This window comes from Streptomyces sp. GL_140 (assembly GCF_057834465.1).
The window spans coordinates 1983245-2009057 of sequence record NZ_CM174404.1 but is presented as its reverse complement, the minus strand read 5'-3'; the positions used below and the strand labels follow the sequence as shown (position 1 = coordinate 2009057).

The following is a 25813-nucleotide window of genomic DNA, read 5'->3' as shown; positions in this document are numbered from 1 at the left end:
GGCGCGGGAGCGCCGGCGGCTCGGGGGGGAACCGAGCATTCCTCAGGGTAGGCTAACCTAACTTGGTGTTGGTTGAGAGTCCCCCCGAACAGAGCGCGGCGCCGCCGGCGGCCGCCACCCGCGCACACCACGGCGCGCGAGCCGCCGGGCTGCTGGCCGCCTTCGGCGTCCTGGCGCTGATCGCGGTGGCGAGCATCGCCGTCGGCGCCAAGCAGATACCCGTCCAGGACGTCTGGCACGGCCTGTTCCACTACTCCGGAACCACCGCCGACGTCGTGGTGCGGGACCTGCGGGTCCCGCGCACCCTCCTGGGGATGCTCGTCGGGCTCGGCCTCGGCCTGTCCGGGGCCGTGATGCAGGCACTGACCCGCAATCCGCTGGCCGAGCCAGGCATCCTCGGCATCAACGCAGGGGCCGCGGCCGCCGTCGTATCGGCGATCAGCTTCTTCGGGGCCGACTTGCTGAGCGAGTTCGTCTGGTGGGCGTTCCTCGGAGCGGCCCTCGTATCCGTCCTCGTGTACGTGCTCGGCGGCAGCCGCACCGCCACCCCGGTGCGCCTCGCGCTCGCCGGTACGGCCGCCAGCGCGGCCCTCGTCGGCTACGTCAACGCCGTGCAGCTGATGGACAGCAAGGCGCTGGACAAGCTGCGCTTCTGGACGGTGGGATCGCTGGCCTCCGCCAACATGGACACCGTCGAGCAAGTGGCGCCCTTCCTGATCGTCGGCGCCGTGCTCGCGCTCATGCTGGGCCGCCCGCTCAACGCCATGGCGATGGGCGACGACACCGCCCGCGCACTCGGCGCGAACCTGACGCGGACCCGGATCGGCGCGATGGCGGCCATCACCCTGCTGTGCGGGGCGGCGACCGCGGCCTGCGGGCCGATCGTCTTCGTCGGCCTGATGATCCCCCACCTGGTGCGGGTGTTCACCGGGCCGGACATGCGCTGGGTGCTCGCCTACTCGGCGGTGCTCTCGCCCGTGCTGCTGCTCGGCGCCGACGTCATCGGCCGGGTCATCACCCGGCCGGCCGAACTCCAGGTCGGCATCGTCACCGCCCTCATCGGCGGACCCGTCTTCATCTACCTCGTCCGGCGCAAGAGGATGGCCCAGCTGTGACAGTGACCTCCGCACGCCGGAAGGAACCCGCGGCCCGGACCGGCCGTCCCGGACCCCGGCCGGTGCGCCTGCCCGGCGGGATGTCGCTGCGCGTGGAGCGGCGCGCGCTCGCGGTGGGGGCGCTGCTCCTGCTGCTCACGCTCGCGACGGCCGTGCTCCTCATCGGCACCGGCGACTTCGACATCGCCCCGTGGGACGTCGTGCGGACCCTGCTGGGCAACGGCACCCCGACGCACGAGTTCATCGTCAACGACCTGCGGCTGCCGCGGGTCCTGGTCGCCATCCTCGTCGGCGCGGCCCTCGGCATGGCCGGGGCCGTCTTCCAGTCCGTCTCGCGCAACCCGCTCGGCTCCCCGGACGTACTGGGCTTCGGCTACGGCTCGGCCGTCGGCGCGCTGCTCGTCATCATCGTCTTCAAGGGCGGCGCCGGCGAGGTGGCCGTCGGGGCGCTCGTGGGCGGCCTGGTGGCCGGACTCCTCGTCTACCTGCTCGCCTACAAGCAGGGCATCCACGGCTACCGGCTGGTCCTCGTCGGAATCGGCGCCTGCGCGATGCTGACCGCCGTCATCCAGTACCTGCTGACGAAGGCTCAGCTCGTCGACGCCACCCGCGCGATGGTCTGGCTGACCGGGTCGCTGGCCGGCCGGGACTGGGCGCAGGTCTGGCCGCTGCTCGTCACCTGCGCGGTGCTGTTCCCGCTGGTCCTCGGCCGGAGCCGGGCCCTGCGGATGATCGAGATGGGCGACGACGCGGCGCACGCGCTCGGCGTGCGGGTCGAGCGGACCCGGCTGCTCCTGATGGTGGCGGCGATCCTGCTCACCACCGCGGCCAGCGCCGCGGCCGGGCCGATCAGTTTCGTGGCGCTGGCCGCACCGCAGTTGGCACGCCGGCTGACCCGGTCGCCCGGCGCGAGCCTGCTGACCGGCGCGCTGATGGGCTCCCTGCTGCTGCTGGTGTCCGACTGGGCCTCGCAGCGGGCCTTCGGGGCCGACCAGCTGCCGGTGGGCGTGGTGACGGGCCTGGTCGGCGGCGTCTACCTGTTGTGGCTGCTCGTCACCGAGCGCAAGGCGGGCCGCATATGAGGAACCGGAGCGGCGTGAGCGACCAGAGGAGCAGGCAAGTGCAGCGGCTGACCGCGGAGAACGTGACCCTCGGCTACGACCAGCGGGTCATCGCCGAGAACCTGTCGGTGGAGATCCCGGACAACTCCTTCACCGTGATCGTCGGCCCCAACGCCTGCGGCAAGTCCACCTTGTTGCGGGCCCTGGCGCGGATGCTGAAGCCCTCGCAGGGGCGGGTGCTGCTCGACGGGCAGGCCATCGGGTCGATGCCGGCGAAGAAGGTGGCCAAGACGCTGGGGCTGCTGCCGCAGTCCTCGATCGCGCCCGACGGGATCACGGTCGGAGACCTGGTCTCGCGCGGCCGCTACCCGCACCAGGGGCTGCTGCGGCAGTGGTCGCGGGAGGACGAGCGGATCGTCGCCGAGTCGATGGCCTCCACCGGGGTCGCCGAGCTCGCCGACCGGGCCGTGGACGAGCTGTCGGGCGGCCAGCGCCAGCGGGTGTGGATCGCGATGGCGCTGGCGCAGCAGACGCCGCTGCTGCTGCTGGACGAGCCGACCACGTACCTGGACATCCAGCACCAGATCGACGTGCTGGACCTGTGCGCGGAGCTCCACGAGAGCCGGGGCCGGACGCTGGTGGCCGTGCTGCACGACCTGAACCATGCGGCCCGCTACGCGACGCACCTGATCGCGATGCGGGGCGGGAAGGTCGTCGCGGAGGGGCCGCCGGGCGAGGTGGTGACGGCGGAGCTGGTGGAACGGGTGTTCGGGCTGCGGTGTCAGGTCATCGCGGATCCGGAGACGGGGACTCCGCTGGTCGTTCCCGCGGCTCGGGGGGCACGTGCCCGTGTTGTGGCGGGGGTCGAGTAGCCGGGTGCGGCGCCGTTTCCTGGGGCTCCGCCCCAGACCCCGCGCCTCAAACGCCGGCCGGGCTGGATTTGGCGGGGCTGGATTTAGGCGGGTTGGATTTACAGCAGGCTCTTGAGCCTCAGGAGGTCGCGGAAGCCGGCTTCCAGGCGGATGCGGCCGGAGGCCCAGGCCCTGGCGAACTTGAGGTCGCCCGCGACCAGGGCGACCAGGTCGTCGCCGGTCATGGCGAGGCGGATCCCGGCCTTGGCGGGCGGCGGGCCCGGTACCACCGCGTCCACCCGGATCCGGCCTCCGTCGAGGCGGCCCGTGAACGTCCGGTCCAGGTCGGTGATGTGGCAGCTCAGCGAGCGGTCGAGCGCGGTCGCACCGCGCACGTCGCCTTCGGCCCGTGCCAGGTTGTCGGAGAGTTGGTCGAGTGCTTCACGGCACTCCTCGATCGTAGCCATCGTGATCCCGACCGTACCGCAGAGCCGTGCGTGGTCGCGGCGCGCTACCGGGTAGCGTCTTGGGCATGACCGAAGACGTGCCCGTGCCCGCGCCCGACGCGCCGCAGGACCCGGACGGAGCGGGGGCCGCCGACGGGCCCGCCGGGCCGGTCGCGCTGGGCCTCGTACGCACGCCCACCGGGCACGCCGAGGTCGACGCGCGGCTGGAGCGGCTGGCGGACGCGGACGGGCTCCCGGCGGACGGACACCTCGAGGTGTACGAGGATGTGCACAGGGGGCTGCGCTCCGCGCTGACCGCGCTGGACGCGCCGACCGGCCCCCGTCCGTACGAAAACAGGAGCTGAACCGAACGTGGCAGGAGTGGCACGCCGCCGCCTGGACGCCGAACTGGTACGCCGCAGCATGGCCCGCTCACGCGAGCACGCCGCGCAGCTGATCGCGGCGGGCCGGGTGACCGTGGGCGGCAACACGGCGACGAAGGCGGCCACCCAGGTCGAGACCAGCGCGGCCCTCGTCGTCCTCAAGGACGAGGACGATCCCGACTACGTCTCCCGGGGCGGCCACAAGCTGGCGGGCGCGCTCGCGGTCTTCGTACCGCAGGGGCTGCTCGTCGAGGGCCGCCGGGCCCTGGACGCGGGCGCCTCCACGGGCGGTTTCACCGACGTGCTGCTGCGCGCGGGCGTCGACCACGTGATGGCCGTCGACGTGGGCTACGGGCAGCTCGCCTGGTCGCTGCAGAGCGACGACCGGGTCACCGTGAAGGACCGTACGAACGTGCGCGAGCTGACGGTCGAGCAGCTCGACGGGGTCCCCGTGGACCTGGTCGTCGGCGATCTGTCCTTCATCTCGATCGGCCTGGTGCTGCCGGCTCTCGTACGGTGCTGCGCGCCGGACGCGGACCTCGTGCTGATGGTCAAGCCGCAGTTCGAGGTGGGCAAGGAGCGGCTCGGCAGCGGCGGCGTGGTGCGCAGCACCGAGCTGCGCGCCCAGACCGTGCGGGACGTCGCGGCGCAGGCCTGGAAGCTGGGCCTGGGCGTGGCCGGGGTCACCGCGAGCCCGCTTCCGGGCCCGTCCGGCAACGTCGAGTATTTTCTGTGGCTGCGGGCGGGGGCACCGGCACTCGACCCGGCGGATGTTGACCGTGCAGTGGCGGAGGGGCCGCAGTGACCATGACTTCAGGGGAATCGGCGCCGTCGGGGGACCCGGCGGAGTCGGCCGGACCGGCGGATCCGGGGCAGCGGACCGTCTTCCTGCTCGCGCACACCGGGCGGCCGGCGGCCATCCGCAGTGCCGAGCTGGTCGTACAGGGGCTGCTCAAGCACGGACTGGGCGTACGGGTCCTGCGGCACGAGGCGGTGGACCTGCCGCTGCCGCCCGAGGTGGAGCTGGTGGCCGAGTGCACCCCGGAGGTGTTCGACGGGTGCGAACTGCTGATCGTGCTGGGCGGGGACGGGACCCTGCTGCGCGGGGCGGAGTTCGCGCGCGGCTCGGGGGTGCCGATGCTGGGCGTCAACCTGGGCCGGGTCGGGTTCCTCGCGGAGGCCGAGCGGGACGACCTGGACAAGGTCGTGGACCGGGTCGTGGCGCGGTCCTACGAGGTCGAGGAGCGGATGACCCTCGACGTGCTCGTGCGGACCAACGGGGACGTGGTGCACCGGGACTGGGCGCTGAACGAGGCGGCCGTCCAGAAGGTGTCCCCGGAGCGGATGCTGGAGGTGGTCCTGGAGATCGACGGGCGCCCGGTGTCCGGCTTCGGCTGTGACGGGATCGTCTGCGCGACTCCGACGGGCTCGACCGCGTACGCCTTCTCGGCCGGCGGGCCGGTGGTGTGGCCGGAGGTGGAGGCGCTGCTGATGGTGCCGATCAGCGCGCACGCGCTGTTCGCGAAGCCGCTGGTGACCTCGCCGGACTCGGTGCTGGCGGTGGAGGTGCAGACCGGGACCCCGCACGGGGTGCTGTGGTGCGACGGGCGGCGGACGGTGGAACTGCCGGCCGGGGCCCGGGTCGAGGTCCGGCGGGGCACGGTGCCGGTGCGGCTCGCGCGGCTGCACCACGCGTCCTTCACGGACCGGCTGGTCGCGAAGTTCGCGCTGCCGGTGTCGGGGTGGCGCGGGGCGCCGCACTAGGGCCGATGACGGGCAGTCCTACGTAAATAGTATGAGTGTTCGAATCGATCTGGGCGGGTGACGTCACATGGCACCCGTGAAACCTCGGTATCGTCGTCCCGTGCTTGAGGAGATGCGGATACGGTCGCTCGGGGTCATCGACGACGCGGTGGTCGAGCTGTCGCCCGGTTTCACCGCGGTGACCGGCGAGACCGGCGCCGGCAAGACGATGGTCGTCACCAGCCTCGGGCTGCTGCTCGGCGGCCGGGCCGACCCCGCGCTGGTGCGGATCGGGGCCAAGGCGGCGGTCGTCGAGGGCCGCATCGTCATGCGCCCGGACGCCCCCGCCGCCCTGCGCGCCGAGGAAGCCGGGGCGGAACTCGACGACGGCGCCCTGCTGATCAGCCGGACCGTCTCCGCCGAGGGCCGCTCGCGCGCCCACGTCGGCGGCCGCTCCGTCCCCGTCGGGCTGCTCGCCGAACTCGCCGACGACCTCGTCGCCGTCCACGGCCAGACCGACCAGCAGGGCCTGCTCCGGCCCGCCCGGCAGCGCCAGGCCCTCGACCGGTACGCGGGCGACGCCGTGGCCGTCCCGCTGGAGAAGTACGCCGCCGCCCACCGCAGGCTGCGCGCGGTCTCCGCGGAACTCGAAGAGATCACCACCCGGGCCCGGGAGCGCGCCCAGGAGGCCGACCTGCTGCGCTTCGGACTCGACGAGATCGCCGCCGTGGAGCCGGTCGCGGGCGAGGACACCGAGCTGGCGGCGGAGGCCGAACGCCTCGGGCACGCCGAATCCCTGGCCTCGGCCGCTCAGATCGCCCACGCGGCCCTCGCGGGCAACGTGGAGGACCCGGAGGGCGTCGACGCGGGCGCGCTCGTCGCCGGGGCGCACCGCGCACTGGAATCCGTACGCTCGCACGACCCGGCGCTCGGCGTGCTCGCCGAGCGGATCGGGGAGCTCGGGATCCTGCTCGGGGACGTGGCCGGTGAGCTCGCCGGATACGCGGACGACCTGGACTCCGACCCGCTGCGACTGTCGGCCGTGGAGGACCGGCGGGCGGCGCTGACCCAGCTGACGCGCAAGTACGGGTCCGCCGACAACTCGGTCGACTCCGTACTGGAGTGGGCCGAGCGGGGTTCCGCACGGCTGCTGGAGCTGGACGGCGACGACGAGCGGATCGGCGAACTGACCGTGGAGCGGGACGGGCTGCGCCTGGAACTCTCCGCACTGGCCCAGGCGTTGACCGATGCGCGGGGCGAGGCGGCGACCCGCTTCGCTTCGGCGGTCACCGAGGAGCTGGCCTCGCTGGCGATGCCGCACGCGCGGGTCACCATCGACATCCGCCAGACCGAGGACCCCGAAGGGGTGGAGGTCGGCGGCCGCCTCGTCGCCTACGGGCCTTCGGGCACGGACGAGGTCGAACTGCTGCTGGCCCCGCACCCCGGCGCCCAGCCGCGGCCGATCGCCAAGGGCGCCTCGGGCGGTGAGCTGTCCCGGGTGATGCTGGCCGTCGAGGTCGTCTTCGCGGGCTCCGACCCGGTGCCCACGTACCTCTTCGACGAGGTGGACGCGGGCGTCGGCGGCAAGGCGGCCATCGAGGTCGGGCGCCGCCTCGCGAAACTGGCCAAGTCGGCGCAGGTCGTGGTGGTCACCCACCTGCCCCAGGTGGCGGCCTTCGCCGACCGCCAGCTGCTGGTGGAGAAGACCAACGACGGCTCCGTGACCCGCAGCGGCGTCACCGTCCTGGAGGGCGAGGACCGGATCCGCGAGCTGTCGCGGATGCTGGCCGGCCACGAGGACTCGGCGTCGGCCAGGGCGCACGCCGAGGAGCTGCTGGCGGCCGCGCGGGCGTCGTCGTAGGCGTCGTCCTGGGCGTCGTTCCGGGCGTCGTCGTGGGCGTTGGACGGGGCGGGGCGTAGTCGTCAGGCTGACGCCCCGCTAGCCCGTGTGGGTGAGGCTCGGGGGCGCACAGCGGTATCTCGTACGGGATCCGCACCCGTATGGTCCCGGAACGCGCGTGCGGACTGGCATCCTGGGCGACGTCTCTGCCTCCCTCACCCTGGAGCTTCGGCCCGTGAGCAGCTCCCCGGTCACCGTCCCCGTCCTTCGCACCGTCCAGGTGCTCGGCGGCGCGAGCGGTGGTGCGCACGTTCGGTCGCTGGCCACCGGGCTCGCCGCCCGGGGCGTACGGGTCACCGTGTGCGCACCCGTGGAGGCGGAGGGGGAGTACGACTTCACCGGCGCCGGAGCGCGGTTCACCCCGGACGCGGTGAGCGCCCTGCGGGCCGCCTGCGTCGAGGCCGACGTGGTGCACGCGCACGGCGTACGGGCCGGCATGCGCGCGGCCCTGGCCCTGCGCGGCCGCCGGATCCCCCTGGTCGTCAGCTGGCACGGCGGCGGCCCCGGCGCGGGCCGGCTGAGCCTGATGCTGGAGCGGCACGTCGCCAGGGCCGCCGCGATCGTCCTCGGGGCCTCCTCCGCACAGGTGGACCTGGCCCGGCGGCTCGGCGCGCGGGACGCGCGACTGGCGGCGGTGGCCGTACCGGTGCCGGAGGGGCCGGCGGCCGTCCTGGATCCCGGTGACCCCGGCAAGGCGCGGGCGGAACTGGGCGTCGTGGGAAGGCCGTTGCTGATCGCGGTCGGCAGCCTGGTGCCCCGGCGCGGGTACTCCGTACTGCTCGACGCGGCGCGGGCCTGGCGGATGCTGGACCCGATGCCGCTGCTGGTGATCGCGGGGGAGGGCCCGATGCGGGCGGAACTCGCCCGGCGCATCCACCTGGAAGGCCTGCCCGTACGACTGCTCGGCCGTCGGCGGGACGCGGCGCGGCTGCTGGCCGCGTCGGACGTCGCGGTCCTCTCCAGCCGGTGGGAGGCGCGGTCGCCGCTGGCACAGGAGGCCCTGCGGGTGGGCGTGCCGCTGGTGGCGACGGCGGTGGGCGGTCTCCCCGAGCTGGTGGGGGAGGCGGGAGTGCTGGTCCCGTACGGGGACGCCGGGGCGCTGGCCGAGGCCGTGTCCGGGCTGCTCGCGGATCCCGCGCGGCGGGAGGCCCTTGCGGTGGCGGGGCGCGCCCAGGCGGGGACGTGGCCGTCGGAGGACGACACGGTGGCGCAGGTCCTGTCGGTGTACGACGAGCTGGTCGACCGGCGTCGGTAGCCAGTGGGTTGGCCCTGCGGGGCATGTCCCCGACCCGCCCGTCGCCCGTTCCCTGGGGCTCCGCCCCAGACCCCGCGCCTCAAACTCCCCCAGCTACCGCTGGGAGGTGCCCCCGGGCGAGGCTGGATTTTCCAGCCCGTCCGGCGTTTGAGGACCGGGTCCGGGCAGAGCCCGGGGAACGGTGGAAGGGCGGGTAGGGGACCAGCCCCGCAGGGCCGACCACCCGCACCCGCCCACCGGGCAGGCGCCGGGACGGCAGTGGCGGCACCACCGCCGAGCCCCCGACGGACGGAGTCCGGCGCAGCGGCGTGAAGCCGGGGAGGCCCGCCAGGGCCGAGTCGCGCGAGCGGCGCGTCAAGAAGATGCCGTGTGGCGGCGCGCCCGGAGGGCCAGGCTGAGGGAGAGGACCGTCTCCGGGTCGTCCAGGTCCGCGCCCAGGAGTTCCGAGATGCGGGCCAGGCGGTTGTACAGGGTCTGGCGGTTCAGGTGGAGCTCGCGCGCGGTCTCCGCCTTGCGGCCCGCGTGGGCCAGGTACGTCTCCAGGGTGGGGAGCAGCGGCGGCCGGGAGACGGTGTCGTGCACGCGCAGGGCGCCGATCGCGCGGTCCACGAAGGCCGCCAGGTCGGGGTGTTCGCGCAGCCGCCACAGGAGGAGGTCGATGTCCAGGCGCCTGGCGTCGTACCAGGGCCGGGCGGGGAGCCCGTGTGCGGCCGTCGCGGTCTCCGCGGCGTGGCGCAGGCCCGCCGAGGCCGCCGCCCAGCTGCCGCAGACCCCGACGACCACGGCCGGCGGAGCCCCCGCCCGGTCCAGGCCGGCCCGCTCGACGCCGGCCCGCAGCGCCGCCGCGACCCGGTCCGCCACCGTCGTGCGTTCGGCGTCGCTGCGCAGGGAGACCAGCAGGGGGACGCGGCCTTCCACCGGGCGGACTCCGAGGAGCACCGGGACGCCGACCGAGGAGAGTTCCTCCAGGACCGCGCGGGCCAGGACCGCCCAGTTCCCCGACGGGGCAAGGTCCGAGGAGAGCCGCATGACCACCGGGAGCAGCGGGCCGGCCCCGGGTTTGAAGCCCAGTACGCGGGCCTGCGCGGGGGCGTCCTCCGCGGAGATCCGGCCCTCCGACAGGTCGGTCAGGAAGTCCCCTCGGCCGCGCGCCGCCAGCTCGTCCTCCTGCCGGGCCTGCATCAGCACGACGGCCAGTACGCCTGCCGTCCGCTCCGCCGCCATCCGGTGCACGGGCAGCAGCGGGGCGGACACGCCGAGCAGGACCAGCCGGGCCCGGACCGATCCGCTGCCGTGGCCGCCGCCCGGCACGTCGACGACCACGGCGTTGCCGGTCGGCTCGGCCGGGCGCTGCCCGCGCAGGCCCTCCCACACCTGGAGCGGGTCCGCCGCGGCCTCGCCGGAGACCGGCCCGGCCGCGTAGAGGAGCTGTCCGTCGGGGGTCTCCAGGAAGACCGGGTTGGCCGTGAAGTCGGCCAGGATGTGCAGGACCTGGGGGATCCCGCCGCCGCCCAGCAGGGCCTCGGTGCAGCGGCGGTGGACCTCCTCGGCCCGCTGGAGCAGGGCGTAGTGGCCGTTGACGATCTCGGTGTGCACCTCCTCCGTGACCGTCACGAAGGGGACCTCGCGGTGCAGTTGGACCAGCGGGAGGCCGGCCGCGCGGGCGGTCTCCACGATCGTGGCGGGCAGCCGGGTGAACCTCGGCCCCAGTTCGACGACCAGCGCGGCGATGCCGCGGTCCGCGAGGCGGCGTACGAAGGCACGCTGCTCGGCGGGCCGGGTGCCGAGGCCGAGCCCCGTGGTCAGCAGCAGCTCACCGCCCTTGAGCAGGGACGCGATGTTGGGGACCTCGCCCGCGTGCACCCAGCGCACGTTCCGGCCGAGCCGGTCGGCGCAGGCCACCACCTCGGGCAGCCCGCTCCGCAGCCCCGGCAGCTCCAGTGCCCGCTGAACCGTGATCCCGCCCTGATTGTCCATATCGCGGACGGTACCGGGAGCCCTGTTCCAGGCACATCACCGGGCGGTTACGAGGGTCGATCTCCCCCCGTCCGGCCCGACAACTCGTCTGCCCTGCAAGGAGATTATCGGACTGGATGCCGATTGTGGCGTACGTCACGCACCGAGAGAGTGAGCGCCCTCACGACAGGAACGAGGAGCCATGAGCACGGACAGCAGCTCGGACAGTGGCACGGATGGAAGATCGGGCAATGGCGCACCCCAGGTCCAGCGCCTCAAGGCCAATTCGGTCGGCCTGGTCGGCGTCGTCTTCATGGCCGTGGCCACCGCCGCCCCCATCACCGCGATGACCGGCAACCTCCCCATCGCCGTCGGCTTCGGCAACGGCATCGGCGCCCCCGCCGGCTACCTCTTCGCGACCGCCGTGCTCACCGTCTTCGCGGTCGGCTACGTGGCCATGGCCAAGCGGATCACCGCCGCCGGCGCCTTCTACGGGTACATCTCGCACGGGCTCGGCCGGATCGCCGGCATGGCGTCGGGCATGCTCGCGGTTCTCGCGTACATCGTCTTCGAGGCCTCGATCGTCGGAGTCTTCTCCTACTTCACCAAGACCACCGTCCACGACCAGCTCGGCATCGACCTGCCGTGGATCGTCTACGCGGCCGCCATGCTCGCGATCACCGCCGCCCTCGCCCACTTCGACATCAACCTCACCGCCAAGGCGCTGGGCGTGATGCTCGTCGCCGAGATCGCGGTCCTCTTCGCCGTCGCCACCGCCGTCCTGATCGCGGGCGGCGGCCCGGACGGGATCCCGGTCTCGCCCCTCAACCCGAAGAACGCCTTCACCGGCACCTCCGCCGGGCTCGGCCTCTTCTTCGCCTTCTGGTCCTGGGTCGGCTTCGAATCCACCGCCATGTACGGGGAGGAGTCCCGCGACCCGAAGCGGGTCATCCCCAAGGCGACCCTGATCTCGGTCGTGGGCGTCGGCCTCTTCTACATCTACGTGTCCTGGATGACCATCGCCGGCAACGGCCTGACCAAGTCGGTGGAGCTCTCCGCCTCCGCGAGCCCCCTCGACCTGTTCTTCGCCCCGACCCACACCTTCATCGGCGCCTGGGCCGTCGACGCCTTCCAGTGGCTGCTGCTCACCGGCTCCTTCGCCTGCGGCATGGCCTTCCACCAGTGCGCCGCCCGCTACCTGTACGCGATCGGCCGCGAGGGCTTCCTCCACCCCGGCCTGGGGCGCACGCACCCCAAGCACGGGTCCCCGTACATCTCCTCCATGGTGCAGACGGGCATCGCCACCGGCCTGGTCGCGCTGTTCTGGCTGACCGGGCAGGACCCCTACGTCCACCTGTACACGCTGCTCGCGATCCTCGGCACCATGGCGATCCTCATCGTGCAGACCCTGTGCTCCTTCGCGGTGATCGGCTACTTCCGCAAGAACCACCCCGAGGACCGGCACTGGTTCCGCACCTTCACGGCCCCGCTGGTGGGCGGCATCGCCATGGCCGCCGTGGTCGTGCTGCTGCTGGTCAACATGAGGACGGCGGCCGGGCTGGCCGCCGACTCGTTCTTCTTCACGCTGATCCCGTGGATCGTCGGGGTCGTCTTCTTCGGCGGCCTCGGGCTCGGCCTGTGGCTGAAGTTCAAGGCCCCCGAGCGCTACGAGATCATCGGCCGCGTGGTCCTGGAGGACGCGGCCGAACGCACCGACGACCCCGCTCCCGCCGTTCCTTCCGACGCGAACGTCCGATAAGGAGCCACCGCCATGGCCCGTACGCCGCTGATGCACGCGCTGCGACAGCTCGCCGCCGAACACGCCGCCGCCCGCCGCCTGGGCCTGCCCGTGGCAGAGGTCCGCGGATCCACCCGCCGCCAGCTCCTCGGCCGGGCCGCGGCCCTCGGCCTCGGCACCGCCCTGGCCTCCTCGGCGGGTGCGACCGCCCACGCGGTGGAGGCGCTCCCGGAGAAGAAGCCCGTCACCCCCGCTCGCGTCGCCGTGGTCGGCGCGGGAATCTCAGGGCTGACCGCCGCCCTCACCCTCAAGGACGCGGGCGTGGCCTGCACGCTCTACGAGGCCAACCCGAGCCGCGTGGGCGGCCGGATGTGGAGCCAGCGCTCCCTGTGGGGCTACGGGCAGACATCCGAGATCGGCGGCGAACTGATCGACACCAGCCACAAGAAGATCCTGGAGCTGTGCCGCCGTTTCAACCTGTCCGTCGAGGACTTCCTCGGCGGCGGGCCCAACGGGGCCGAGGAAGTCCTCTGGTTCGACGGGACGTACTACCCGCGCGCCCAGGCCGACCAGGACTTCAATGCCGTCTACCAGGCGCTCCACCGTGACCTCCAGGAAGCCGGCGAGGTCTCGTGGAACTCGACGACCCCCGCCGGCACGGCCCTGGACAACATGACCCTGTACGAGTGGATCGAGACCCGGATCCCCGGCGGCCACGGCTCGCAGCTAGGCCGCTTCATCGACGTCGCGTACAACGTCGAGTACGGGGCCGACACCGATCAGCAGTCCGCGCTCGCCCTCGTCCTGCTCATGGGCTACCAGTCCAATCCCGGCAACTTCAACGTCTGGGGGCTGTCCAACGAGCGCTACCACATCACCGGCGGCAACGATCAGCTGCCGAACGCCATCGCCAAGGCCCTGCCCGCCGGTTCGCTCGTGATGGGCCGCGAGCTGACCGCCGTGCGCGTGGCCGCCGACGGCACCCAGACGCTGACCTTCAACGACGCGGGCGCCACCCGCACGGTCGTCGCGGACCACACGATCCTGTGCCTGCCGCTGCCCATCCTGCAGCGGATCGACCTCACCGGGGCCGGCTTCGACCCGCTGATGAGGAACCTGCTGCGCGATGCCCGCATGGGCTACTGCACCAAGCTGAACATGCAGTTCACCAGCCGCCCCTGGCGCGGCACCGGCCCCTGGCCGGGGGTCTCCGCGGGGGACTGCTTCACCGACACCGAGGTCCAGCAGACCTGGGACACGACGAAGGTGCAGCCCGGCAACGCCGGCATCCTGCTCCAGTACGGCGGCGGCACCCTGGCCGGCTCGCTCACCCCGGGCAGCCCCTTCGCCACCGATTCCGACCCCTACGTACGCGGCCTCGCGGGCCGGATGCTGACCGGGATCGACGCGTTCTTCCCCGGCACCAAGGCCGCCTGGACGGGGCGCGCGCAGCTCTCGGCCTGGCACCGCAACCCGTACTCCCTGGGCGCGTACTCGTACTGGCCGACCGGCTACCTGCACAAGTACGCCAAGTACGAGGGCACCGCGCAGGGCCGGATCCACATCGGCGGCGAACACTGCAGCTACGACTTCCAGGGCTTCATGGAAGGCGGGGCAACCGAAGGGGAGCGGGCGGCGAAGGAGGTGATCACCGCCCTGAGCTGACGGGCCCCGGGCCGGCGGCTACGCGGGCCTGATGTTGTGGTTGAAGCGGAAGACGTTGTCCGGGTCGTACGTCCGCTTCAACTCGCCCAGCCGCCGCATGTTGTCCGGGCCGAGGCCGGCGACCACGCGGTCCCCGCCCTCGTCCCCGGTGAAGTTGAGGTAGACCGCGCCGGTGCTCCACGGCTGGACGTCGGCGCGGACGTCCTTGACCCACTGGCGGACGCGGTCGTCGTCGGCCGGGTCCTCCCAGGCTCCGAACGGGTGCACCGCCCAGGGCGCGTCGCGGAAGGGCACCGGGTAGTCGGCCGGACCCTCGGCGATCGCGCCGCCCTGCGGCCACACGACGTGCTGGGTGCCGCTCGGCACCGGCATGGAGTCCGCACGGGCGCAGAACACGTCCACGAACGCGTCGGGCACGCCTGTCAGGTATTCGGCCGACCAGTAGTTCCGCATGCCCGGCGGGTCGTCGAGCATGCACTGGAGCTCCGCGTAGGGCAGGGCCGTCACCATTTCCACCTCGTGCGGGATGGCCAGCAGCGGCGCGGCCAGCCTGCGCAGCTCCTCCTCGGGTCCCGCGTACGTCACCAGCGCGCCCGCCAGTAGCGCGCCGACCAGGTGTGCGGGCACGAACTCCTCGGGCGGGCCGGTCATGTAGATGGCGCCGCCGCCCGCCTCGCGCGGTCCGGATTCCATGACGTCCCGGTACGTGCGGACCACTTCGGGTCCGTGCTCCGGCAGGTACAGCAGGAACGCGATGGACATGACCGGAAGCTCGTGCAGCCGCAGGGTCAGGGAGGTCGCGATACCGAAGTTCCCGCCGCCGCCGTGCAGCCCCCAGAACAGTTCGGGGTGGTCCTGCGCGGTCGCCGTCACCATCTCGCCGTCGGCCGTGACCAGGTCGACGCCGAGCAGGTTGTCGACCGCCAGGCCGAACTTCCGGTCCAGCCAACCGGTGCCACCGCCCAGCACGAAGCCGCCGACCCCGGTGGTGGAGACGCGGCCGCCGGTGGTCGCCAGCCCGTACGGCTCGCAGGCCCGGTCCAGGTGGCTCATCGTGGCGCCGCCCTCGACCTGGACGGCCGAGGCCCCGGGATGGACCGTCACCGCGTGCATCCGGCGCAGATCCACAACCAGGCCACCGTCGTTGAGGGACATCCCGGCGACGCTGTGGCCGCCTCCCCGGACCGCTATGGGCAGGTCGAGACGGCGCGCGAAGCGCACGGCGGTCACCACGTCCACGGGGCTCTCGCACTGCGCGATCGCGGCGGGTCTGCGATCGATCATCCCGTTGTAGAGCGCGCGGGCCTCGTCGTACCCCGGATCGTCCGGAGTGAAGACGTCACCGGACAGGTCTTCGCGGAGCTCGGCAAGGGCCGTGCCCGCCTTCGAGAGGGGAGCCATGGCCACCCCCCCTTCCGCAGAAGGGCGTAGGACCCTTCAAGCGTAGGCGGGCACGATCCGTCGTGCGCGTCGGCCCGTCAGCCCCCGTACGCCCCGCTCGCGGTGAGCCGCAGGGCCGTGTCGATCAGGGGGACGTGGCTGAAGGCCTGGGGGAAGTTGCCCACCTGGCGCTGGAGCTTGGGGTCCCACTCCTCCGCCAGCAGACCCAGGTCGTTGCGGAGCGAGAGGAGCTTCTCGAAGAGGCGCCGGGCCTCGTCGACGCGGCCGATCATCGCCAGGTCGTCGGCCATCCAGAATGAGCACGCGAGGAAGGCCCCCTCGTCCCCCTCCAGACCGTCCACGCCCGCTTCCTCGCCCGCCGTCGGGTAGCGCAGGATGAAGCCGTCAGGGGTGGACAGCTCGCGCTGGATCGCCTCGATCGTGCCGATCACCCGCTTGTCGTCCGGCGGCAGGAAACCCATCTGCGGGATCAGCAGGAGGGAGGCGTCCAGCTCCTTGGAGCCGTAGGACTGCGTGAACGTGTTGCGTTCCTTGTCGTAGCCCTTCTCGCACACGTCCTGGTGGATCTCGTCGCGCAGCTCCCGCCAGCGCTCCAGCGGCCCGTCGGCGTCCCCGCTCTCGATCAGCTTGATCGTGCGGTCCACGGCCACCCAGGCCATCACCTTGGAGTGCACGAAGTGCCGGCGCGGTCCGCGCACCTCCCAGATGCCCTCGTCCGGCTGGTCCCAGTGGGTCTCCAGGTAGCGGATCAGCTTGAGCTGGAGCAGCGACGCGTAGTCGTTGCGCGCCAGACCCGTCATGTGGCCCAGGTGCAGGGCCTCGGTGACCTCGCCGTACACGTCGAGCTGGAGCTGCCCGGCGGCGCCGTTGCCGACCCGGACCGGGCGCGAGTTCTCGTACCCCGGCAGCCAGTCGAGCTCGGTCTCGCCGAGCTCCCGCTCGCCCGCGATCCCGTACATGATCTGCAGGTTCTCCGGGTCGCCGGCCACCGCGCGCAGCAGCCAGTCCCGCCAGGCGGCGGCCTCGTCGCGGTACCCGGTGCGCAGCAGGGAGGAGAGGGTGATGGCGGCGTCGCGGAGCCAGGTGTAGCGGTAGTCCCAGTTGCGGACCCCGCCGATCTCCTCGGGGAGGGAGGTGGTCGGCGCGGCGACGATCCCGCCCGTGGGGGCGTACGTGAGGGCCTTGAGGGTGATCAGGGAGCGGATCACCGCCTCCCGGTACGGGCCGTGGTACGTGCACTGCTCGACCCAGTCGTGCCAGAACCCGGTGGTAGCCGTCAGGGCCTCCTCGGCCTCCGGCGGCTGCGGCGGCTCCTTGTGCGAGGGCTGCCAGCTGATGCAGAAGGCCATCCGGTCGCCGGGGCCCACGGTGAAGTCGGAGTAGGTGGTCAGGTCCTTGCCGTAGGTCTGTGCCTCGGTGTCCAGCCAGACCGAGTCCGGGCCCGCGACGGCGACCGTACGCCCGTCGACCTTGTGCACCCAGGGCACCACGCGGCCGTAGCTGAAGCGCATGCGCAGCGCGGAGCGCATGGGGACCCGCCCGCTGATGCCCTCCACGATGCGGATGATCTGCGGGGCGTGGTTCTCGCGGGGCGGCATGAAGTCGATCACGCGGACCGTGCCGCGCGGGGTGTCCCACTCCGACTCCAAAACCAGCGAGTCACCGCGGTAGCGGCGCCGCGAGGCGCGCGGGGGCTCGGCGCCGGCCGGGAACGCCGGGCCGATCCGCCAGAACCCGTGTTCCTCGCTGCCGAGGATGCTCGCGAAAACGGCATGGGAGTCGAAACGCGGCAGGCACAACCAGTCCACTGCCCCGTCCCGGCAGACCAAAGCCGCGGTCTGCATGTCCCCGATCAGTGCGTAATCCTCGATGCGCCCGGACACGTTGCATCTCCAGTCGAACAGCACGTCCGCCCCGTAGGGCGCTGGCATTGCGCGGTCGCGCGGTAACGCGGAGCTCCCCGTTCCTGTGTGTGTGGAACGCCGCGCCCCGCCCATGATTCCGGAACAGGCCGGGTTACGCCGTTCGCGGGGCTGCTCGACGGTGATGTGGTCGATCTCCGAGCAGGATAAGACGGAACCCTAGTGATCCCCTCGAGCCCCGGGACAATGGCGCTCGGCCGAACGGGTGAGCTGGAACGATGTCCCCGCGAAGGGGGTCCGGGCAGGCTTCGGCGCGTGGCCGGAAGCGGACCGGCCCAGGCGCTGATAGGCTGGTATCCCGTGGACCGGTGGTCTGCCTGTGCGAATCAGGAGCCCCGAAACCGCAGCTTCGGCGCCCCCTGAGACCCCTCCGGATCGATGGTGGCAGGCGCCGGACGCACCTCACCTCGCGACCCACGGGAGCCCCCTCTTGGCGATGCCGTCCGCTGCTTCTCGAAACAGCACAGCCATGACGACCAAGCACATCTTCGTCACCGGGGGTGTCGCTTCCTCCCTCGGCAAGGGCCTGACGGCCTCCAGCCTGGGTGCGCTGCTGAAGGCGCGCGGTCTGCGGGTCACGATGCAGAAGCTCGACCCGTACCTGAACGTCGACCCCGGCACGATGAACCCCTTCCAGCACGGCGAGGTGTTCGTCACCAACGACGGCGCCGAGACCGACCTGGACATCGGTCACTACGAGCGTTTCCTCGACGTCGACCTCGACGGCTCGGCCAACGTCACCACCGGCCAGGTCTACTCGCAGGTCATCGCCAAGGAGCGGCGCGGCGAGTACCTCGGTGACACCGTGCAGGTCATCCCGCACATCACCAACGAGATCAAGCACCGCATCCGCCGCATGGCCACCGCGGACGTCGACGTGGTCATCACCGAGGTCGGCGGCACCGTCGGCGACATCGAGTCGCTGCCGTTCCTGGAGACGGTCCGCCAGGTCCGCCACGAGGTCGGCCGCGACAACGTCTTCGTCGTGCACATCTCGCTGCTGCCCTACATCGGCCCCTCCGGCGAGCTGAAGACCAAGCCGACCCAGCACTCGGTCGCGGCCCTGCGCAACATCGGCATCCAGCCCGACGCCATCGTGCTGCGCGCCGACCGCGAGGTCCCCACCTCCATCAAGCGCAAGATCTCGCTGATGTGCGACGTCGACGAGGCGGCCGTGGTTGCGGCGATCGACGCCAAGTCCATCTACGACATCCCCAAGGTGCTGCACACCGAGGGCCTGGACGCCTACGTCGTGCGCAAGCTCGACCTGCCGTTCCGCGACGTCAACTGGACGGTGTGGGAGGACCTGCTGGACCGGGTCCACAACCCCGACCACGAGGTCAAGGTCGCGCTCGTCGGCAAGTACATCGACCTGCCGGACGCCTACCTGTCGGTGACCGAGGCGCTGCGCGCCGGCGGTTTCGCCAACAAGGCGCGCGTCCAGATCAAGTGGGTCACCTCCGACGACTGCAAGACCCCGGCCGGCGCCGCGGCGCAGCTGGCCGACGTGGACGCGATCTGCGTGCCCGGCGGCTTCGGCGACCGCGGTGTCAACGGCAAGGTCGGCGCGATCACCTACGCCCGCGAGAACAAGATCCCGCTGCTCGGCCTGTGCCTGGGCCTGCAGTGCGTGGTCATCGAGGCCGCGCGCAACCTGGCGGGCATCGAGGACGCGAACTCCACCGAGTTCGACGCCTCCACCGCGAACCCGGTGATCTCCACGATGGAGGAGCAGCTGGCCTTCGTCGAGGGCGCGGGCGACCTGGGCGGCACCATGCGTCTGGGCATGTACCCGGCGAAGCTCGCCGAGGGTTCCATCGTGCGCGAGGTCTACGGCGACCAGGCGTACGTGGACGAGCGCCACCGCCACCGCTACGAGGTCAACAACGCCTACCGCGGCGAGCTGGAGAAGAAGGCCGGTCTGGTCTTCTCCGGCACCTCCCCGGACAACAAGCTGGTCGAGTACGTCGAGTACCCGCGCGAGGTGCACCCCTACCTGGTGGCCACCCAGGCCCACCCGGAGCTGCGCTCGCGTCCCACGCGCCCGCACCCGCTGTTCGCGGGCCTGGTCAAGGCGGCCGTGGAGCGCCAGCAGGCCGCGAAGTAGAGGTACGACCGCATAACGTTGGCAGCCGGGGTACGGAGATCCGTACCCCGGCTGTCGCGCGTTGTGGAGGGCTTCGGGGCATGGACATCAAGGACACGGCGGAATCCTGGGAGACGGTGTCGGCACAGCGGCCGTTCCAGGGCGCGAAGACGGCGGTGGCCTCGGACGAGGTCCGGATGCCGGACGGGTCCGTGGCCCGCCGCGACTACCAGGTGCACCCGGGATCGGTGTGCGTACTGGCCCTGGACGACGCGGGACGGGTGCTGGTGCTGAGCCAGTACCGCCACCCGGTGCGCAGGCGGCTGTGGGAGCTCCCGGCCGGCCTGCTGGACGTGGTGGGGGAGAACCCGCTGCACGGGGCGCAGCGCGAGCTCTACGAGGAGGCGCACGTCAAGGCCGAGGACTGGCGGGTGCTGGCCGACTTCTACGCCTCGCCCGGCGGCTCGGACGAGGCGATCCGGATCTTCCTCGCCCGGGGCGTCTCGGACGCGGAGGGTGAGCGGTACGCCGAGTCCGGCTCGGAGGAGGCGGACATGGAGCTGGCCTGGGTGCCGCTGCCCGAACTGGTGCACGGCGTACTGGCGGGCGAGCTCGGCAACCCGGGGATGGTGACCGGCGTCCTGGCCCTGTCGGCCGCCCTCGCGGCCGAGGGCGGCCTCGACTCCCTGCGCCCGGGGCAGACCCCCTGGTCGGCCCGCCCCTACGAGGCGTAGGCCGTCCCTTCCGGATCTTGTCGGGGTCCGCGCCGCCCGGCACCGCACCTCGCCGCACTCGAAAGGGACGGCTCAGCCGTTCGTTTTTCACGACGCGCCGGTCCCGGCACCGGCGTGTCGTAGAAAAGGTGACGATCGGCTGATCCGATCGGGCGATTTGTCCGCCGCGCTCCACCCGGGTCGTCGCTCTGCGTGAACTACGCTCGCAATCCGAAGGCAGCGAGAGGAGCGGATCCCGTGACGGATTTCGTCGGGCGGCGGCGTGAGCTCAAGGAGCTGCGCGAGGACATCGCGCGGACCGGGCTCGACACCCTCTCGGGCCGCAAGGCCAAGGCGCCGCGGGCCCGGGTCCTGCTCGTCGCGGGGCGGCCGGGATCGGGGCGGACCGCCCTCGCCGAAGCCCTGGTGCGCGAGATCGCCGACGACTACCCGGACGGGGTGCACAAGGTCCGCCTCACCGCCCCCGGCGGCGAGGCCGTGGCCACCGAGCGCGCCATCCGCACCCTCCTGGAGGGGCTCGGGCAGCCCACCCCGCCCGGAGCCGCCGAGGACGAGCTCAGCTCCGCCCTGCGCACGGCCCTCGCGGGCCGCCGGGCCGTGCTCCTCGTCGACGACGCCGCCGACCCGCACCAGGTCGACGCCCTGCTGCCGGACACCCCCGAGTGCCTGGTCGTGGTCACCGCGCAGGGCCCCCTCACCGGGATTCCGGATGTCCGCCCCTGCACCCTGGGAGGCCTGGACACCCCCTCCGCCGTCCGCATGCTCGTCCAGTGCATCGGTGACATCCGGGTGGCCAACGACCCCCGCGCCGCCGAGGCCCTCGCCGAGGAGTGCGGGGGGCAGCCCGCCGCGCTGAGCCTGGCGGGCGGCTGGCTCGCCGCGCACCCCAAGGCCTCCCTCACCGATGTGGCCAAGCAGCTCCACGACATGCCCGCCAACACCAGCGGCCCGCTCGCCCGCGCCTTCCGGCTCGTCTACGAGTCCCTGCCGCAGCCCGCCCAGCGGACCCTGAGGCTGCTTCCGCTTGCCCCGGCCGGGCTCATCGACTCGCACACCGCCTCCGCCCTGGCCGGCTGCTCCGTGGCCGCCGCGCAGTCGATCCTGGAGGACTTCGCCGCGCTGGGCCTCGTGCGGGGCGCCCACGACGGGCTGTTCCTGCTGCCCGGCTGCCTCGCACCCCTGCTCCAGGCCCTGCTGAAGGCCAAGGAGCGCCCCGCCGAGGTCCAGCTGGCACGGGCCCGGATGCTGGAGCGCACCGTACGGCTGCTGCTCTCCTGCCGGGCCATGGCCGAGGAGGGCGAGGACAGCGGTCTCGGCGTCCCGGAGAAGCTGGACGGGCTGCCGCGCGTCCTGCGCTTCGCCGACCGGCGGGCGGCGGCGACCTGGCTGGACACCCGGCTGCCCGCGCTGTCGGCGGCCGCCTCCCTGGCCGTCGCCGACGGGGAGTTGGACACCCTGGCCCGGCGCCTGGTCGCGGCGCTGGCCGGGGCCCTGTCCGACCACCGCGGCACCGCCGAGGCGGCCCCCGAGCTGTACGGGCTGCACCGGCTGGTCCTGGACGTGGCCCAGCGGCGCGATCTGCACCGGGAACAGGCCGCCGCGCTGCTGAACCTGGCCGATCTGGACGCCGGGACCGGCCGTACCCAGGAGGCGCTGGAGCGCTACCGGGCCGCGCTGGACGCCGGAAGGGCGGCGAACGACCCGTACGCGACGGGCCGCGCGATGGAATCCGTAGGCGGCGCGTACCAGGAGCTCGCGGACTGGTACCGGGCCTCCGACTGGTTCGGCCGGGCCCTGTCGCACTCCCTCGCGCGGGGGGAGCGGGAGGACGAGGCGAGGCTGTACGGACGGCTCGGAAACGTACACACGTACGCGGGCCGGTACGGAGAGGCGCTGCGAAGCTGGCGGGCCGCCTTCGCCGGGTACCGCAGGCTCGCCGATGTCCCGGGCCAGGCAAAGGCGTTGAGCGAGATGGCGCGGATCCAGGAGTACGCGGGGCGGCCCGAGGAATCGCTGCACACCTGCAGGCAGGCGGTGGAGCTCGCGCGCAAGGCGGGCGACCTGCGTCTTCAGGCCGCGCTTCAGGTGCGGCTGGCCGACACCCTCGACCGGCTCGGCGATCCCGCGGCGGCCCGGCTGCACCGGTCCGCAGCCGACAGATTGTTGGGAGATGACCCCGCAGCCTGCGAAATCCGTAGTGGTTCCGACTGAGATTGTTGGTTTGCAAGGCTAGACAGCAGCTCGTCCTTCATTAGACTGGGTTCACCAGGGCAGTCCCTGGGGCATCCCGTTGCGTGTTCTTGTAAACGGGTTTGTATGGAAGTACCCCGAAACATCCCCTGAGCCAAGGACCGTGAGCCACGATGAAGGTCGGCATCCCCCGCGAGGTCAAGAACAACGAGTTCCGGGTCGCCATCACGCCCGCCGGCGTGCATGAGCTGGTCCGCAACGGCCACCAGGTCTTCATCGAGCAGAACGCCGGTGTGGGCTCCTCGATCACGGACGCCGAGTACGTCTCGGCCGGTGCCGAGATCCTGGGCACCGCCGACGAGGTCTGGGCGACCGCGGACCTGCTGCTGAAGGTCAAGGAGCCCATCGCGGAGGAGTACCACCGCCTCCGCAAGGACCAGACCCTCTTCACCTACCTGCACCTCGCGGCCTCCCGCGAGTGCACGGACGCCCTGCTGGAGTCCGGCACCACCGCCATCGCGTACGAGACGGTCGAGACGGCGAACCGCGCCCTCCCGCTGCTCGCCCCGATGTCCGAGGTCGCGGGCCGGCTGGCCCCGCAGGTCGGCGCCTACCACCTGATGCGCTCGGTCGGCGGCCGCGGCGTCCTCCCCGGCGGCGTGCCCGGCACCCACGCCGGTGAGTGCGTGGTCATCGGTGGCGGCGTCTCCGGCTGGAACGCCGTGCAGATCGCCGTCGGCATGGGCTTCCACGTGACCCTGCTGGACCGCGACATCAACAAGCTCCGCGAGGCGGACAAGATCTTCGGCACGAAGATCAAGACCATCGTCTCCAACGCCTTCGAGCTGGAGAAGGCCGTGGTCGAGGCCGACCTCGTCATCGGCGCGGTCCTCATCCCGGGTGCGAAGGCCCCGAAGCTGGTCACCAACGAGCTCGTCGCCAAGATGAAGCCCGGAAGTGTCCTTGTCGACATTGCGATCGACCAGGGCGGCTGCTTCGAGGACTCCCGCGCGACCACCCACGCCGAGCCGACCTTCCAGGTCCACAACTCGGTCTTCTACTGCGTCGCCAACATGCCGGGTGCGGTGCCGAACACCTCCACCTACGCGCTGACCAACGCCACGCTGCCCTACATCGTGCAGCTCGCGAACCTCGGCTGGGTCGAGGCGCTGCGTCGCGACCCCGCGCTCGCGCTGGGCCTCAACACCCATGACGGGCAGGTCGTTTACCGCGAGGTCGCCGAGGCCCACGGTCTCGAGACCCTCGAGCTGAGCACGCTCCTCGGCTGATTTCGAGCCGCTCCGTCAACGACTGACGTCAATCTCACGTATCCGGCCGGACCTTGCCCGCAAGGTCCGGCCGGACGTGTTTGCGGGACGGTCGACGGGGCCGCTCAACTCGCCTCGAACGTAACCCTTTAACCCTTTCGCACACCTGCGAAACTTCCCGGCGACAGCTCGTGCGCCCTTGACAGAGTGGTGTTCGGTTGCCGACACATCGTGCCGGGTCCGGCGGATTGTGTTGCCGCTGAGTGGTGACACGCCATAGAGTCGCCAACCGTCGGCATGGTGCCACGCTGACCTATCGATAAGTGTCCTGGTCACGTCCGAGGAGGTAAGACGACTTGTGAATGAGTCGACATTTGCCCCTGGGGGTGGTCGAGCAGGTACGCCTGCGCGGGGTCAGGGCCCTGCCGGAATCGAAGCTGTCGGCTCCGTCGCAGTCCGCACCTTCGCAAACCACCAGCGCATGACGACGCCCCAAAAGAGCATGGACGGCCTAGACGTGAACTCCAGGGCCGGCGACCTGAGCGGCGAAAAGCCCGTGGGTTTCGCCGACTACGACAAGGTGCCCGAAGGGCACTTCTACGACCCCGACGCGGAGTACGAGCCGGACCCCGAGTACGCGGCCACTCTCGCCCCCGACGCTGCCCGCCAGCGTCGTGAGCGGATCGGCCCGACCGGACGCCCGCTGCCGTACTTCCCCATCCCGGGTCCGCTGACCGACCACGGTCCGGCGAAGATCATCGCGATGTGCAACCAGAAGGGCGGCGTGGGCAAGACCACGTCGACCATCAACCTGGGTGCCGCTCTCGCCGAGTACGGGCGCCGCGTGCTGCTCGTCGACTTCGACCCCCAGGGCGCACTGTCCGTGGGTCTCGGCGTGAACCCGATGGAGCTCGACCTGACGGTCTACAACCTGCTCATGGAGCGGGGCATGTCGGCCGACGAGGTGCTGCTCAAGACGGCGGTTCCGAACATGGACCTGCTGCCGAGCAACATCGACCTGTCCGCTGCGGAAGTGCAGTTGGTCAGTGAGGTCGCGCGCGAATCGACGCTGCAGCGGGCCCTGAAGCCCCTGATGGCCGACTACGACTACATCGTGATCGACTGTCAGCCCTCGCTCGGTCTGCTGACCGTGAACGCCCTGACGGCGGCTCACAAGGTCATCGTGCCGCTGGAGTGCGAGTTCTTCGCGCTGCGCGGTGTGGCCCTGCTGACCGAGACCATCGAGAAGGTGCAGGAGCGGCTCAACCCGGAGCTGGAGCTCGACGGCATCCTCGCCACGATGTACGACTCCCGTACGGTGCACAGCCGCGAGGTGCTGGCGCGCGTGGTCGAGGCCTTCGACGACCACGTCTACCACACGGTCATCGGCCGCACGGTGCGCTTCCCGGAGACCACGGTCGCCGGTGAGCCCATCACCACGTACGCCTCCAACTCCGTCGGCGCCGCCGCCTACCGCCAGCTGGCCAGGGAGGTGCTCGCCCGGTGTCCCGCCGAGTGAGTCTGCCCGGAGCCGACGAACTGTTCCGGACGACCGGGGGGATGGCGCTCACGTCGTCCTCGCCGGCGTCGCGGGGAGTCGAGCACGCCGCGTCGGCGGCGGAGGGCACGGCGGGGGAGGGCCGCAGCCGGGAGGCTGAGGCCGGTACGGAGCCGGGGGTGGGCGCGCAGAGGCGTCCGCAGGAAGGTTCCGGTGGCGTCACCGTCCCGGCCCCTTCGCCCGGCCGGGTCAAGGGACAGGGCCGCGGTGCGAACCGGCGGCCCAGCGGGCGCGAGCGGCACGACGAGAAGATCACGGTCTACGTCTCCGCGGAGGAGCTCATGGACCTGGAACACGCGCGGCTGGTGCTGCGCGGGGAACACGGTCTGGCGGTCGACCGCGGCCGCATCGTCCGCGAAGCGGTGGCCGTGGTCCTGGCGGACCTCGAATCCCGCGGCGACGCCAGCATCCTGGTCCGCCGCCTGCGGGGTCGCTGACTCCTTTCTGACGCAGCGCTCGCACGGCTCGGCCCTGGCGGGCCTCACCGGCTTCGCGCCGCTGCGCCGGACTCCGTCCGTCGACGCCTGGGTGGGGTCCCGGC

General features: G+C 72.1%; 20 protein-coding genes. 16 read left to right on the top strand and 4 right to left on the bottom strand.

Annotation, left to right across the window (positions count from 1 at the left end; genetic code table 11):
* Positions 1-65: 65 nt before the first annotated feature.
* The 3 genes from AC3IYJ_RS09340 to AC3IYJ_RS09330 all read left to right on the top strand — a co-directional run bounded on the left by AC3IYJ_RS09340 (position 66) and on the right by AC3IYJ_RS09330 (position 3048).
* The gene (locus AC3IYJ_RS09340) at positions 66-1115 is read left to right on the top strand and encodes a FecCD family ABC transporter permease (protein WP_489400847.1); all 1050 of its coding nucleotides are present in this window, start codon (positions 66-68) and stop codon (positions 1113-1115) included.
* Positions 1116-1195: 80 nt separating this feature from the next.
* The gene (locus AC3IYJ_RS09335; protein ID WP_489402756.1) at positions 1196-2197 is read left to right on the top strand and encodes a FecCD family ABC transporter permease; all 1002 of its coding nucleotides are present in this window, start codon (positions 1196-1198) and stop codon (positions 2195-2197) included.
* On the top strand, positions 2194-3048 hold the full coding sequence (locus AC3IYJ_RS09330; protein ID WP_489400846.1) for an ABC transporter ATP-binding protein: 855 nt from the start codon (positions 2194-2196) through the stop codon (positions 3046-3048). The genes AC3IYJ_RS09335 and AC3IYJ_RS09330 overlap by 4 nt, the downstream gene beginning before the upstream one ends.
* Before the next feature lie 98 nt (positions 3049-3146).
* Here AC3IYJ_RS09330 and AC3IYJ_RS09325 read toward each other — a convergent pair whose 3' ends face one another.
* Complete coding sequence (locus AC3IYJ_RS09325) at positions 3147-3494, bottom strand: sterol-binding protein (protein WP_489400845.1); 348 nt, start codon at positions 3492-3494, stop codon at positions 3147-3149.
* 65 nt (positions 3495-3559) lie between these two features.
* Between AC3IYJ_RS09325 and AC3IYJ_RS09320 the strand changes: the two genes are divergently transcribed.
* From AC3IYJ_RS09320 to AC3IYJ_RS09300, 5 genes are all read left to right on the top strand, one after another.
* The gene (locus tag AC3IYJ_RS09320; RefSeq protein ID WP_489400844.1) at positions 3560-3838 is read left to right on the top strand and encodes a hypothetical protein; all 279 of its coding nucleotides are present in this window, start codon (positions 3560-3562) and stop codon (positions 3836-3838) included.
* Positions 3839-3845: 7 nt separating this feature from the next.
* Positions 3846-4661 (top strand): TlyA family RNA methyltransferase, encoded by an 816-nt coding sequence (locus AC3IYJ_RS09315; protein ID WP_384659522.1) that lies wholly within the window; start codon positions 3846-3848, stop codon positions 4659-4661.
* 2 nt (positions 4662-4663) lie between these two features.
* The gene (locus tag AC3IYJ_RS09310; protein ID WP_489402755.1) at positions 4664-5620 is read left to right on the top strand and encodes an NAD kinase; all 957 of its coding nucleotides are present in this window, start codon (positions 4664-4666) and stop codon (positions 5618-5620) included.
* Positions 5621-5732: 112 nt separating this feature from the next.
* Complete coding sequence (gene recN, locus AC3IYJ_RS09305; protein WP_489402754.1) at positions 5733-7460, top strand: DNA repair protein RecN; 1728 nt, start codon at positions 5733-5735, stop codon at positions 7458-7460.
* 157 nt (positions 7461-7617) lie between these two features.
* On the top strand, positions 7618-8754 hold the full coding sequence (locus AC3IYJ_RS09300; RefSeq protein ID WP_489400843.1) for a glycosyltransferase family 4 protein: 1137 nt from the start codon (positions 7618-7620) through the stop codon (positions 8752-8754).
* Positions 8755-9108: 354 nt separating this feature from the next.
* On the opposite strand, the gene AC3IYJ_RS09295 is transcribed toward AC3IYJ_RS09300, so the two are convergent.
* Positions 9109-10731: a PucR family transcriptional regulator gene (locus tag AC3IYJ_RS09295; RefSeq protein WP_489400842.1), complete on the bottom strand. Its 1623-nt coding sequence runs from the start codon at positions 10729-10731 to the stop codon at positions 9109-9111.
* Positions 10732-10912: 181 nt separating this feature from the next.
* On the opposite strand from AC3IYJ_RS09295, the gene AC3IYJ_RS09290 reads away from it, so the two are divergent.
* Positions 10913-12469, top strand: coding sequence for an APC family permease (locus AC3IYJ_RS09290; protein WP_489400841.1), 1557 nt, complete (start codon positions 10913-10915; stop codon positions 12467-12469).
* A gap of 12 nt (positions 12470-12481) precedes the next feature.
* Entirely contained in the window at positions 12482-14113 is a 1632-nt protein-coding gene (locus tag AC3IYJ_RS09285; RefSeq protein ID WP_489400840.1) for a flavin monoamine oxidase family protein, read from the top strand.
* Between the two features lie 18 nt (positions 14114-14131).
* On the opposite strand, the gene AC3IYJ_RS09280 is transcribed toward AC3IYJ_RS09285, so the two are convergent.
* The gene (locus tag AC3IYJ_RS09280) at positions 14132-15514 is read right to left on the bottom strand and encodes an FAD-binding oxidoreductase (RefSeq protein ID WP_489400839.1); all 1383 of its coding nucleotides are present in this window, start codon (positions 15512-15514) and stop codon (positions 14132-14134) included.
* Positions 15515-15591: 77 nt separating this feature from the next.
* Positions 15592-17397: a glycoside hydrolase family 15 protein gene (locus AC3IYJ_RS09275; protein ID WP_489400838.1), complete on the bottom strand. Its 1806-nt coding sequence runs from the start codon at positions 17395-17397 to the stop codon at positions 15592-15594.
* Positions 17398-17872: 475 nt separating this feature from the next.
* On the opposite strand from AC3IYJ_RS09275, the gene pyrG reads away from it, so the two are divergent.
* From pyrG to AC3IYJ_RS09245, 6 genes are all read left to right on the top strand, one after another.
* The gene (gene pyrG, locus AC3IYJ_RS09270; protein ID WP_489402753.1) at positions 17873-19543 is read left to right on the top strand and encodes a CTP synthase; all 1671 of its coding nucleotides are present in this window, start codon (positions 17873-17875) and stop codon (positions 19541-19543) included.
* 80 nt (positions 19544-19623) lie between these two features.
* Positions 19624-20256, top strand: a complete 633-nt coding sequence (locus tag AC3IYJ_RS09265) for an NUDIX domain-containing protein (protein ID WP_489400837.1) — start codon at positions 19624-19626, stop codon at positions 20254-20256.
* Positions 20257-20493: 237 nt separating this feature from the next.
* Positions 20494-22467 carry a tetratricopeptide repeat protein gene (locus AC3IYJ_RS09260; RefSeq protein WP_489400836.1) on the top strand — a complete coding sequence of 658 codons (1974 nt, stop codon included), beginning with the start codon at positions 20494-20496 and terminating at the stop codon, positions 22465-22467.
* Between the two features lie 152 nt (positions 22468-22619).
* Positions 22620-23735: an alanine dehydrogenase gene (gene ald / locus AC3IYJ_RS09255; protein ID WP_243340997.1), complete on the top strand. Its 1116-nt coding sequence runs from the start codon at positions 22620-22622 to the stop codon at positions 23733-23735.
* 337 nt (positions 23736-24072) lie between these two features.
* A complete protein-coding gene (locus tag AC3IYJ_RS09250) occupies positions 24073-25233 on the top strand; it encodes a ParA family protein (protein WP_384656661.1) in 1161 nt (386 codons plus the stop codon).
* Positions 25218-25709, top strand: a complete 492-nt coding sequence (locus AC3IYJ_RS09245) for a hypothetical protein (protein ID WP_489400835.1) — start codon at positions 25218-25220, stop codon at positions 25707-25709. The genes AC3IYJ_RS09250 and AC3IYJ_RS09245 overlap by 16 nt, the downstream gene beginning before the upstream one ends.
* Positions 25710-25813: the final 104 nt, after the last annotated feature.